15 protein-coding genes are annotated in these 10,789 nt (G+C 45.3%); 12 read left to right on the top strand and 3 right to left on the bottom strand.

What is annotated here, in order from left to right; genetic code table 11:
* Nucleotides 1-219 (top strand): hypothetical protein (locus N836_RS77685; protein ID WP_235071012.1); only part of this gene is annotated, 219 nt, incomplete at its 5' end.
* Complete coding sequence (locus N836_RS63610; protein WP_023070498.1) at nucleotides 201-1,178, top strand: IS110 family transposase; 978 nt, start codon at nucleotides 201-203, stop codon at nucleotides 1,176-1,178. The genes N836_RS77685 and N836_RS63610, both read left to right, overlap by 19 nt.
* Before the next feature lie 507 nt (nucleotides 1,179-1,685).
* Here the strand turns inward: N836_RS63610 and N836_RS63605 are convergent.
* Nucleotides 1,686-1,895 carry a hypothetical protein gene (locus tag N836_RS63605; RefSeq protein ID WP_023075245.1) on the bottom strand — a complete coding sequence of 70 codons (210 nt, stop codon included), beginning with the start codon at nucleotides 1,893-1,895 and terminating at the stop codon, nucleotides 1,686-1,688.
* A 38-nt stretch (nucleotides 1,896-1,933) separates the two neighbouring features.
* Here N836_RS63605 and N836_RS63600 point away from each other — a divergent pair, with 38 nt between their 5' ends.
* The 7 genes from N836_RS63600 (at nucleotide 1,934) to N836_RS63580 (ending at nucleotide 5,740) form a co-directional block, all read left to right on the top strand.
* The gene (locus tag N836_RS63600) at nucleotides 1,934-2,587 is read left to right on the top strand and encodes a hypothetical protein (protein ID WP_235071151.1); all 654 of its coding nucleotides are present in this window, start codon (nucleotides 1,934-1,936) and stop codon (nucleotides 2,585-2,587) included.
* Nucleotides 2,588-2,686: 99 nt separating this feature from the next.
* Nucleotides 2,687-2,941: a UPF0175 family protein gene (locus N836_RS63595; protein WP_023075243.1), complete on the top strand. Its 255-nt coding sequence runs from the start codon at nucleotides 2,687-2,689 to the stop codon at nucleotides 2,939-2,941.
* Nucleotides 2,931-3,416, top strand: coding sequence for a DUF3368 domain-containing protein (locus N836_RS63590; RefSeq protein WP_023075242.1), 486 nt, complete (start codon nucleotides 2,931-2,933; stop codon nucleotides 3,414-3,416). Before N836_RS63595 ends, N836_RS63590 begins: the two co-directional genes overlap by 11 nt.
* Nucleotides 3,417-3,425: 9 nt before the next feature.
* Complete coding sequence (locus N836_RS63585) at nucleotides 3,426-3,641, top strand: hypothetical protein (RefSeq protein WP_051394666.1); 216 nt, start codon at nucleotides 3,426-3,428, stop codon at nucleotides 3,639-3,641.
* A gap of 89 nt (nucleotides 3,642-3,730) precedes the next feature.
* Nucleotides 3,731-4,195, top strand: coding sequence for a hypothetical protein (locus N836_RS75425; RefSeq protein WP_023075240.1), 465 nt, complete (start codon nucleotides 3,731-3,733; stop codon nucleotides 4,193-4,195).
* Nucleotides 4,092-4,538: a hypothetical protein gene (locus N836_RS0139110; RefSeq protein WP_031293782.1), complete on the top strand. Its 447-nt coding sequence runs from the start codon at nucleotides 4,092-4,094 to the stop codon at nucleotides 4,536-4,538. Before N836_RS75425 ends, N836_RS0139110 begins: the two co-directional genes overlap by 104 nt.
* A gap of 317 nt (nucleotides 4,539-4,855) precedes the next feature.
* Nucleotides 4,856-5,740 carry a macro domain-containing protein gene (locus N836_RS63580; protein ID WP_327058725.1) on the top strand — a complete coding sequence of 295 codons (885 nt, stop codon included), beginning with the start codon at nucleotides 4,856-4,858 and terminating at the stop codon, nucleotides 5,738-5,740.
* A 23-nt stretch (nucleotides 5,741-5,763) separates the two neighbouring features.
* On the opposite strand, the gene N836_RS63575 is transcribed toward N836_RS63580, so the two are convergent.
* Nucleotides 5,764-8,139, bottom strand: coding sequence for a hypothetical protein (locus N836_RS63575; protein ID WP_152532245.1), 2,376 nt, complete (start codon nucleotides 8,137-8,139; stop codon nucleotides 5,764-5,766).
* Between the two features lie 221 nt (nucleotides 8,140-8,360).
* Nucleotides 8,361-8,588, bottom strand: a complete 228-nt coding sequence (locus N836_RS63570; RefSeq protein WP_023075236.1) for a DUF2188 domain-containing protein — start codon at nucleotides 8,586-8,588, stop codon at nucleotides 8,361-8,363.
* A gap of 60 nt (nucleotides 8,589-8,648) precedes the next feature.
* Between N836_RS63570 and N836_RS63565 the strand changes: the two genes are divergently transcribed.
* The 3 genes from N836_RS63565 to N836_RS63560 all read left to right on the top strand — a co-directional run.
* Nucleotides 8,649-9,740: an XRE family transcriptional regulator gene (locus tag N836_RS63565; RefSeq protein WP_023075235.1), complete on the top strand. Its 1,092-nt coding sequence runs from the start codon at nucleotides 8,649-8,651 to the stop codon at nucleotides 9,738-9,740.
* A complete protein-coding gene (locus N836_RS77205; protein WP_071789086.1) occupies nucleotides 9,737-9,943 on the top strand; it encodes a hypothetical protein in 207 nt (68 codons plus the stop codon). The genes N836_RS63565 and N836_RS77205 overlap by 4 nt, the downstream gene beginning before the upstream one ends.
* Before the next feature lie 11 nt (nucleotides 9,944-9,954).
* Nucleotides 9,955-10,789 (top strand): IS256 family transposase (locus N836_RS63560; protein WP_023071377.1); only part of this gene is annotated, 835 nt, incomplete at its 3' end.

Here is a 10,789-nt window from a genome sequence, read left to right as displayed (position 1 = left end):
AATCCAAACTGGGGGGTCCCTAGAGCTAACCAAGCTCGGTCGGAGAACAGCGGATTGCGCCTGATGAGCTACCTGCCCCATCCAACGACTAGCCTCGACAGTATCAAAGGTGTTGCCATCGGTGCAACGCAACCTGAATTAACAAGGACAGAGTCGATAGTGGATGGAGTTGACGATTGTCCGATAGGAGCCTCTATCTCATGTCTCTTCCGTGCTTAGGAATCGATGTTGGCAAGCATAAACTGTATGCGGCCTTACTGCTGAGAGCTGATAAGAAGCCGAAACGAAAGACTGTGAGTAATGATGCCTCAGGGCACCAAGCGTTAGTAAACTGGCTGGCATACCATCAAGTGGAGCGTGTTCACGCCTGCGTGGAAGCGACCAGTACCTATGCTCATCCGGTGGCTCGCACTCTCCACGAGCAGGGGCATGTGGTCACCATCGCTAATCCTAAACAAATCAAAGCCTATGGCGAGAGCCTATTGGTGCGGACAAAAACGGACCGGGTGGATGCGAGCCTTATTGCGCAGTTCTGCTTCGAACGCAAGCCGCGAGCATGGACACCACCGGCTCCTGAGGTGGACGCATTGCAAGCGCTTGTTCGTCGTTTGGATGTGCTTGAGAAGATCATGAGTCAAGAACGAAATCGATTGGAAACCACCCCTGAGGAGCTGGTGGAGGCTATCAAGCGACATCTGGAATTTCTTAAGGGCGAGTACAAATTGCTGTTGGAAGAAATTAAACACCACATTGACCGTCACGACCATCTAAAAAAACAACGCGATCTGATTACCTCGATTCCCGGAATTGGCGACAAAACAGCGGCGATTATTCTGGCTGAGGTTGGCGATATCCGGTTCTTCAAAAGTGCTCGACAACTGGCGGCTCATGCTGGTTTAACGCCCAAAAACCATGATTCTGGTAGCTCTATCCACAAGAAACCTAGACTCTCAAAAATGGGTAATGCGCGATTGCGAAAAGCCTTATATATGCCAGCGTTAGCGTCCATTAATCACAATCTTGTGATTGCTCAGTTTCGGGACCGTTTACTGGCAGCCGGAAAGCTCAAAATGCAGGTGGTCGGTGCAATTATGCATAAATTGATTCGATGGGTCTTTGGGGTATTACACTCGGGGCACCCTTTTGATGCCAACAAAGCACTCGCTGCTCAGGCTTGACATTCACAAGAGCACACAGTATCTCCGAGGTCCCCAAACCCACTGGCTAGGGCGTTCCGCCGCCCTAGAACCCAACGGACTAGAGGATTACGGATTACTGCGAAATGGGTTGGGAGATCCTGGTAAAGGGGTTTAGAATTTCACGCTTGATCGCGCAAAATTCTAAAAAGGGGTGTTCCATTGCCGTTGGGCTTCTTTGCAGCCAAGGGTTAATGTCCTGATGGATAAATATCCTTTTGCGGGCGTGCATGTCTTGCTGGAAAGGGATAACTCCTCTTTTACGGTGTGGAGCGTATGCGGAGCAGCGTAAGGCACCTCACCGACATTGCCGCAACCCTGTTTAGCAGTTGAGCAATCACTGATCGTGCAAGGGGTGTGGGGACGTTGAGGTCCCCACGTTAGGAAGGGTTCGGGAAGGAAAGTCCCGAGCGACCCTTTTCTCTATCGGCCGATGCTGAACCTTTCAAGTCACATCAACGACCTAAAGCCTCTCCACCAGCCCCTTCCCTAAGAGGAGACCTTCTCCACTCGCCAGGAAATCGCCAGGTCCCCCTCATCCCCTCGGGTAAACCGATAGCCGTAGCACTCAAACACGTCCCCCGTCAGCTCTTCTCTACCCAACAACAGCGCCAGCTCCCCGGTCGGCAACCGCCATCCCTGCTCCGCTACCTGATCCAACAGCTGAGGTTCCGTCTGCAACACTCGCCGCAGGGCCACCAACGGAGCCTCCTGGGGAGAGCCGACATCCCATACTCTTGTTCGGTGCTGTCCACTACCGACCGGTCAGAACCGCCCGCCACAACTTCAGCCGCTTCCCCGGTGGTCAGCCCTTCCTCATTAATCAGCCGATGCACCTCATCCAGACAGGCCAACACCGTTTCACTTACATAGGACCGCACCCCTGCCCTAACGAACAACTGGAGGTAAGCGATGCCACCATCCGTAATCGCTGGTTTCAATGGGTTGTGCAGGTGGCTCCTAAACCGCTGCTAAAACAAGGCTCCACCTATACCGAGCTGGCACGGACACTGTTTGATGAATTTAGCCGAGTTAAGCATTGCGATCGCACCCAATGGGTCACCCATACCAAAGCCCGCTATGCCCACGAATGGAGCAATGCCGGAGTGATTGAAGGAGAGCTGATGCCCGATAGCGTTAGCAGTGCCCTGGCCCTCCGCCAAACCCAGAACGGCATGATGCAACAGTCCATTGCCGCAGAGCTGGCTGACCTGGAGAACTTTGTCGATCAGTTAGCCGTTACTGAGGCTGACTTCTCAGACGCAGAGCTAGCCTCATTTAAAGCCGCCGGTCAACGCCGGGGCATCATGCGCTACAAGCTAGAGCTGCAGGCAGAAATGGATACCTACGGTCATCTCAAACAGCGCCGCATGAAAGGGGTGCAACCGTGAGCGTAAACCGCGACAGACCCACAACATCATTCCTAACAAAGACTTAAACGCCCAGGGGTAGGTCCGTTAGCATAGACCCACACCCACAAACTAATCCCCATGACCAGCATCACCCTCAACCTCCCTGACACCGCCTTCTCGGCCCTACGTAAAACCCCTGACGAATTTGCCCAAGAAATGCGCATCGCTGCCGCTGTCAAATGGTACGAACTGGAACAAGTTTCCCAAGGCAAAGCAGCCGAAATCGCAGGGCTAACCCGTGCTGACTTTATCCAGGCACTTTCCCGCTACCAGGTATCTCCATTCCAATACACCGAAGCTGACTTAATCCAAGAACTCAGTAATGCCGATTAAACACGTCATCATCAATGCATCGCCTCTGATTACTCTCTACAAAAGCAAACTCGCTGACCTATTGCCCCAGCTATTCGGTCAGGTAAACGTCCCTCCTGCTGTGTGGCGTGAAGTAACCGCTTGCAAAGACGACATTGCAGCCCAAAGCTTACCTCAAGCGACTTGGGCCAACCAACTGGAAACCATCACTATTGACCCAAAAGTATCGGCTTGGGATCTGGGGGCTGGTGAGTCAGAAGTCCTCAGCTATGCCCTGGCCCATTCTGATTACACCGCCCTCCTCGATGACACTGCCGCTCGTCGCTGTGCGGTAAGCCTCAAAATTCCCACACTGGGAACAGGCGGAATAAACGTATTTGCCAAACGCAGAGGCATTATTCCATCTGTTGCAGAACCGATTCAATCGTTGCAAAATGCTGGCCTATGGCTTTCTGAGAGTTTAGTCCAGTTGCTCAAACAACAAGCTGGTGAATAAGGTTTATCCATGATGTCCCTCTCTGAAATTAATCGAATCGGCTACGAAGCCCTAGCTAAAGCCCTGGGCTTTGATGGCATGATTCGATTTCTGCGTCAATTTGAAACCGGCTCCGGTGACTATACCCAAACCCGCCATCAATTACTGGATGACTTCACCGTTGATGACATCTTTAACCAAATCGAACAGCGCCGCAGTCAGAATAGTGGCCTGTCTGATTCGTAAGACTCAGCCCTGCTATACGATTAGTCTCAAACCGCTGTAGCAATCCCAAAACTAGCGGTATCCTAGAGCCAAAGCCAACTTACGTCACGATGAAGCTGCCCGAGCTAAAAAAACAAGTTTGGAACGCTTGGACCCGGTTTAACCAGGCCAGTGGTGTGGTGACGCAGCCCCAAAACTATGTTCAAGACGTCAAACAGTTCGGGGACCGTCGCTATAAAGTCACCTGGATTAAGGCATTGGCTCACTTCTCAGCCCAGGCCTGCTACGAAAGCTGTTTAGATGCCTACATGCTGGTGTTAAACAGTTTTAACTTCACCCCAGACCGTTGGGACTACGAATATCGGCACGAGATTCTAGATGCGTTTTTGATGTATCCCGATGGTCTAGAGCTGATCAAAACGGGTTTGGAACAACTTTTAGAATTTACGCCCCAAGAACAGGACGAAGCCCATGGCTTTTTTGAATTGGTGGAAGAACGAGGCACCCAACCGGGAAGAGACCGCCTCCCAATTAGAGTTGAGCGGAAACTCCCAGGAGCTTATTCCGCCGCGTAAGCGGGTGGATGGAGCGCTGGTAAATCGACGGTTTAATACTTCGATTAAGGAGAATGGCGGTGCTGGCGATGTATATGAACAGGCCGCTGTGACTCAGACGAGGGAGTTATTTGGCTGCACGGTAAATGACTTGTATCGGGAGACCGGTGGCAAGAAAGGTCGGCGGGATACGTTACCCCAGCCTGCCCAGGAGGCTTACATGGTGAATGAGTCATTGGCGGCGAATGAGCTGGATCGGCAGATTGGGACGCTGGGTGGAGAGTCTCAGGATGAGGTGAATAGTCGGATTTTGGCGTCTGTTGAGCAAACGTCTAAGCAAACGCGGAAGTGGTTGCCCTGGTAGGTAGGGTAGGCTAGCGCTAATGAATAGTAGTAACTTGGCCCTGGTTGAGACTGTTTTTTTGTGGGTTGCGATTAAGGGAAACGGGAGTTGAGATCGCAGCCTAACGGGCGAAGTGCGAGTGCGGATGCGGGTGGTGCGTTCGTGGATAAAGCCAGAGAACTATAACTAAACTTGAGTTATCTCTTACAGTAGAATTTTCAGAAACTTGCAGTAATCTAAGTAATCTATCTACTAAACTATTCAGAGCAATAAAGATACATGAATACATTTATGTATCGGTAAAAATTTTAGAAAAACAAAAATTTTAGATATCCTAAATATTTTTTTATCCAAACAGGCTAACGATAAACCCTAAGATTTTAGTTAAGATTTTCGCAAGTGTTGGGCTTAAGAGAATTTCAATCTCATTCATTGAAATCTTTGGTCTCTTTTGGTTACTAACTGAACCTTTAGGCCTCTTCTTCTCTGATATACCTGAATTTGGATGGACTGGCTATCTTGCACTCATTTTCATTTCAATCTTAGGTGCCATCGCTTTACGACTGCCTCGACAGAAAATCTCAATCCAACTGCCCTCACCAAACTCAATAATAGAAGTAAAAGTTGGAGATATTTTTCAGGAGTCAGGGCATTTGGCAATTGGCTTTAATGATTGCTTTGATACTGAAACAGGTGAAATCATTGCTCATTCTAGTGTTCAAGGACAGTTTCTAAAACGAATTTATGATAGCAACAGAATCAAACTAGATAAAGACATTGAAGCTGCCTTAGAGGATTTCAAATATCAAAGGAAAAAAGATTTCGAAAAATCCAAAGGAAAATCTTGGCGTTATCCTATTGGCACAACAATAGCATTAGGGGATGCGAATAGGCGCTACTTCCTTTCCGCATATGGATGGATGGGAAATGACTTAAAAATTCAATCAAATGCAGATTATATCTGGTTATCTCTCAATAATCTTTGGGAGCAAGTCCGCTTGAAAGGTCATGGGACTCAAGTAGCTATACCTATTTTTGGTTCGACACTTGCTCGAACCAATCTTCCACGAGAAACATTACTCAAACTAATAATCACATCATTTATAATTGCTTCAAAGGAACAATTTATAGCCAATAAGTTAACATTGGTTATTTTCTATAAGGATATAGATTTTGTGAATTTATATGATCTAGAGGACTTCTTGAATGCAGCAGTTTTTTAGCATGAGCTCAGATTTTTAGTGTACTATCTGAGATATGTGTTTTTAATTTCTGACTCAAACTCATTTAGATACATTTCCTTATACGGTGAAGGTGAATAAAGAATTCTATCTATCATACAAACAACACTATAGTAATATCTGTTTTGCATATATCTATTAAGTAATCCTTCCAGTTCTTCTGCAGAGCTAAACTTGAGAAAGTATAGCAAAGCACAGGACCTGAAAGCAGAATTATCTTGCGCAAGCATTGGCTCTAACAATTCAAATGCTTCACTCTTATCTTGACTATTAAACGAATCAACAGCAATAAAAGCTAAATCTGGTCTCTCAGTTGACAACAGGCTAGAAGCAACACCTTTGACTCCAGGTGATAACTTAATTGCTGCCTTTGCAGCCAGTCTTGAAATATCCCCATAGGTGCTTTCTGAGACTTTAATTAATACTTCAATATCAGATTGATCGCCATAAAGCTCTACAAGCTTAATAGCGCTAATTTGAAGAAGCTCCCCAAATTCGGTAAACTTTCTTAGCTCCAAATATTTTCTACCCCATATAATATCCCCAGGGTTTCCATATAAAACAAGTCCTGATAGGGCCGCTGCAATGAAATCATATTTTATATGTTCTTCGAAAAACTTTTTCGTAACCTCCAGCTGGACCAGTAACTCAATAATTGTCTCCTTAAATTCATCGAAAGACTTTGAATCTAAGATCCCTGTTACTTGAGTTGATTCAGCTGAAATATCCTTCACTTGGTCATAGAGTTCCAGTAAATCCTTATGTTTCAATCTCTTGTAATCTAATATTTCCCTCTCTAAAAAGGTAGAAAATTCATCTTTTAGGTCATCTCGTACTCTTTCTGAAATATAGTTGAAATGATTTTCAGATAGGGCTCTATATGCATAGTTAATATCCATGACAAGAGATGATTTAATATAATCCATAAGATTATCTGGCGCTAATGAATTAAAATAGGTCAATCGAATTTCAGGAGACTTTTTCTCTGTTAGGAGCGAAGAATCTTCTTTTTTATCACCAATGTCATCTAGGCTAATACTGCCCCCTAAGTTAATTATCGCCTTATAAGAAGCCTCTTTGATTTTTTGGGAATTATCAGTTACTAATTCACGTAATTGAGCTTCTGAGATTTCTTTTCTTAAGATCAGTTCATTTAAAGAAAATATTCTAAAATCCTCTTGCGAAAAAGTCAGAGACCTAAATAATAGTTTTGTGTCTAGTTCATCAATTCTTTCTGTAAGCTTTTTAGCTATGGATTCCTCAAGTGTTTTTTTACTTTCAAGCAGTTCTTCTAGCAATTCATTAGGTTTATATCTTGCAAGGATAAGATTTCTAGCTTCATCAGCTGCAGCTCTAACTGATGCATAATCATCATGACAAGCACTGCTTGCTATTGGTAAGTCTTCAATTGTGCCCGTTGAACCTAGATAAGATAGCCAATCGATTTTATTTTCTGATGATTCTGTAGTCAAAATAAACTTTCGAATTTCAGAACGTTTATCATTATCTGAAGTCAAACAAATATCTGTCTTTTTTAGAAGATCTAAGATCTGCTTTAGAAGATTAGAATCTTGGGTTTTAGAGGCTACATAAAATAAAAGATTACTTACATTCGAATCCTTAAACCAATACCATCCTGCCTTAACCTTAGCCAGATCATTGACTATTGTTTTGATTAATGGCAATACTTCGTCACCACTAACTTCTATTTGTTCTCTATACTGATAAATAAGATGTATCTCATGATTAGTAAAACATTCATCTTCATAGTGATTAATCACCATGCTTTTAGAAAATAAGCTCAGTCTGGCTATTTCCAGCCAACTTAAATTCTCTTTAGAGGTCGATGGCTCTATAAATTGACGAACATTATCAGTCAAATCTAGTAACTGTTCTTTAGCTGCAGCAACATGTGGCTCTGCAGATTCCAAACCACTCAAATCACTAGAAGAAGCATCAATAACTGTATTTTGAGTTTGCGCGCTTGACTCTTGCCTTTCTTCATCAGATGCTTTTTTAGCAAGATCAAGTACATACTTTAAAAGCCATTCATCTAACTTATCCCGCCAGTCTGCTGAATCATCAAAGGTTTTAAATAAAAATTCTTTTGCCTGAATTTGTTGTTCACGGAAAGCCAGAACTTGCTTTAACTGTTCTCCTGGATCTTCAAGACGCCTAGCTTCTATTTCTTTAAAGCACAACCATATAGTCGGAAATCCACTCTGATAATACCTCTTCCTTACATATCCAAACTCTTCCTCAAAACCTGAAGAGTATTTTCCTGTTGAAGATCCCCATCGCTCCCAGAGCATTCCCAAGAAAAGATCGCATGAGTCAACATCTGCATTAATAATCTCCTGAGGCCTTCCCGTTCCAGGCAAAGTATCTTCCCATCCCTTCAGATCTATTTGCTAACCAACGGACGAAGCTATGACACGATTTATTTTATCGACAACTTTCCTAGCATATTTTCTCTCCTCAGAAAGATCTCCAGGAGAAGCTAAAAAGACTGTAAGTATACGTCGAATAGAGTGGTTACTAACCATCGTGATAACTTCTTGAAAATATTAATCTTTGGTCATAGAGCTTGGCGCGAATTCTATTACCCCTTAGGTGGATGAGGGTCATTACCATAGCTATTCTTTTGCCTAATCTGACCATTAGTTCGATGCACAATCATCTCAGACTGCTGGTTAGTAGCAATAGACCGAGCAATATCAATAGCTTCTTTCTGAGTTTGAGTAACCCGAGTAGCTCGCTTCGCGCCTGCAGCTTTAACAGCCCATCCCTCAGCATGAGGGACAATATGCTGGTTTTTACCCTTAGCCATAAAACACCTCCAATGTTATATTTATTTAACATATATATCGATTATAGCCAATATTTTTAGATGACAAATGTTAACTCTATAAAAACCTATCGAGAGCAAAAGGGGCTTTCCCAAGATCAACTGGGTGAATCCCTGGGTGTAACTCGTCAAACCATTGCAGCATGGGAAAAGGGAGAACGCACTGTATCGCTGGTCCAACTCTCTAAAATTGCCAAAACTTTGGGGATTGCCCTGGAACTGCTGATTGGTCCTGTAGAAAAACCTGCAGCCTCTGCACCAGCTCCAGGTACAGGACTCATGTTTCGTGCCGATCAGCCCTCTATGCTAACGCCTACCCTAATAGTCAACCTCACTCAAAAGTCCGTAGACTATTCCACGATTGAGCAGATTTTAGGCGAAGTACCAACACTGCCGGAAATGCGACCATTGACCGGCTATAACGAGGATGTCGTTGAAGAAGTGGCTAAGGAAATCCGTGACTGGTTAGGTGTAGGTGAAACCTATCCCCTAGGAGATGTCCTGGCGTTGCTAGAAGCTAAGGGACTAAAAATTATTCTATACCCTCTACCAGAAACCATCTCTGGCTTCTCTGCCTATACTGAAACAACTGGAGCCGTTATCTTTGTTAATGCCAATCACCCGACTGAACGCCAGTTTTTCACCGCATTACACGAACTAGGCCATCTAATCTTCCATCGTCAGGAATACCATCAATCCCATAACCAAACCCGTAAAAACGATCCACGCGAGAAAGCGGCCAACCACCTAGCCGGAGCCATTCTACTTTCCCGTGACATTATTCATCGAGAACTACGCGCCTATCGGAATCGTTGGATACCCGAACCGCTTCTGGCAGACATCAAACGCCGATATGGTGTCAGCCTAATGACCATTTTGTATCGAGCTGGTCAGCTAGGTCTCATTACTAAAAAGCAACAAGGACAACAAATCGGCGTCCTCAAGAAAAAATACGGCGTCAACGAAGAACCTAAACTACCAAAGCCTCAGCATTTGACACGGTTAGAGAGGCTGGTATTTCTAGCCTTACTGAGAGAAGAACTTACCACATCAAGGGCCGCTGAGGTTCTGGATAGACATCTGATGGATATTCGCCAACAGTTAGCAAACTGGATGGAGGAAAACGGCGATTGATTTTACTATCAGATGCCAATGTCCTAATCGACCTCGGGCACGTACAAGGATTAGATGTACTGTGTCAGATAGAGACAGTAGAAGTACTTGATGTTGTTTTAGAAGAATGTGATCACCCCTCACAGCCTGATTTAGTCGCCAACATTCTAGAAGCGGGACTGTCCATAATTTTGTGTAAGCGATCTATCATCCATGTACATTAGGAGATCGCCTCATGGCCCGTAAGAAGAAAGAACCGAATCGCGTTGATGAATTACTAGACGAACTACTGGAAGACTGCGCCACCCCTGAGGATATTTTGGGCGAGTCGGGTCTGATGAAGCAAATCAAAAAGCGCCTGGTGGAACGCGCCTTAGCGGGAGAACTCAATCATCATCTTGAATCGAGTCCAGCGGATGAGCAGCCAAGAAATAGTCGCAATGGCAGCTCGAAGAAAACGGTGCAATCGGAGGACGGTGAACTGGAACTGTCCATCCCTCGCGACCGCAACAGCAGCTTTGAACCGATACTGGTGCCCAAACATCAGCGTCGATTAGCCGGACTCGATGAAAAGATCTTGGCGCTGTATGCCCGAGGGATGAGCACTCGTGACATCAGTGCCCAGCTCAAGGAATTATATGGGGGAGCCACGATATCAGCGTCGGTGATTAGCGAGGTGATTGATACCGTTAGCGACGATGTCAAAGCCTGGCAGGCCCGTCCCCTCGACGAGCTCTACCCAATCGTTTATCTCGATGCCCTGTACGTGAATATCAAAGTGTCAGGCCGTGTAAGCAAACGAGCGGTGTACGTGGTCCTGGGCATTGACCGAGAGGGCGAGAAACAACTGCTGGGTCTATGGATAGGCGAAGCCGAAACCGAGGGTGCTAAATTCTGGTTGAAAGTGCTCACCGACCTGAAAAATCGAGGATTGAAGGATATTCTGATTGCCTGTTGCGATGGGCTTAAAGGCTTTCCCAACGCCATCGAAGCGGTGTATCCCAAAACGCAAATACAGCTCTGCATTGTTCATCTGATGCGCAACTGCATGAAGTATGTCCCTTGGAAAG

It is taken from the genome of Leptolyngbya sp. Heron Island J, assembly GCF_000482245.1.
Taxonomy (GTDB): Bacteria; Cyanobacteriota; Cyanobacteriia; order Phormidesmidales; family Phormidesmidaceae; genus Leptothoe.
Note: the sequence above shows the minus strand (reverse complement) of the source record. Positions and strands in the feature narration are given on the sequence as shown.

Bases quoted from the DNA above. Each gene is read 5' to 3' on its own strand.
- N836_RS0139110 (WP_031293782.1), top strand. From the start codon at position 4,092: ATGGCTTTTTTGAATTGGTGGAAGAACGAGGCACCCAACCGGGAAGAG.
- N836_RS63570 (WP_023075236.1), bottom strand. From the start codon at position 8,588: ATGGCTAAGGGTAAAAACCAGCATATTGTCCCTCATGCTGAGGGATGG.
- N836_RS63590 (WP_023075242.1), top strand. From the start codon at position 2,931: ATGCCGATTAAACACGTCATCATCAATGCATCGCCTCTGATTACTCTC.
- N836_RS63610 (WP_023070498.1), top strand. From the start codon at position 201: ATGTCTCTTCCGTGCTTAGGAATCGATGTTGGCAAGCATAAACTGTAT.
- N836_RS63585 (WP_051394666.1), top strand. From the start codon at position 3,426: ATGATGTCCCTCTCTGAAATTAATCGAATCGGCTACGAAGCCCTAGCT.
- N836_RS63565 (WP_023075235.1), top strand. From the start codon at position 8,649: ATGACAAATGTTAACTCTATAAAAACCTATCGAGAGCAAAAGGGGCTT.
- N836_RS75425 (WP_023075240.1), top strand. From the start codon at position 3,731: ATGAAGCTGCCCGAGCTAAAAAAACAAGTTTGGAACGCTTGGACCCGG.
- N836_RS63595 (WP_023075243.1), top strand. From the start codon at position 2,687: ATGACCAGCATCACCCTCAACCTCCCTGACACCGCCTTCTCGGCCCTA.